The sequence below is a fragment of the Paenibacillus paridis genome (assembly GCF_006345825.1).
GTDB classification, from domain to species: Bacteria; Bacillota; Bacilli; order Paenibacillales; family Paenibacillaceae; genus Pristimantibacillus; species Pristimantibacillus paridis.
The window spans coordinates 1-292 of the sequence record NZ_VCIX01000028.1; the positions used below are offsets into that span (position 1 = coordinate 1).

Annotated in this window: 1 pseudogene; it reads left to right on the top strand. The window is 42.5% G+C overall.

Features of this window, described 5'->3' with window-relative positions:
• Positions 1-292, top strand: a pseudogene (locus FJQ58_RS00315) (ABC transporter substrate-binding protein); the annotation flags it as partial.

A 292-nucleotide genomic window follows, 5' to 3' on the forward strand; every position in this document is an offset into this window, starting at 1 on the left:
TCGCAGGAAGGCGCAGAAGCGCAGAAAACCGATGGCGTGTTCACGCACTTCAAAAAAGCTTACGAGGACGCTTCCTTCACGAAATGGACATGGCGGAACTTCGGAACTCAAGATATCGGTCATAAATTTTTCGTCAATATTTCAGAGTCAACAACGGATATGCCGGAAAATATTAATGATTTAGTTCTGGACGACGCTATGAATATAGTCATTCAAACGTTAGCCAAAGACAATTCATTCGGCGTAGATCAGGCGTTGGATAAGATTCAAAAAGAATTGAAAGCGAAAGCTC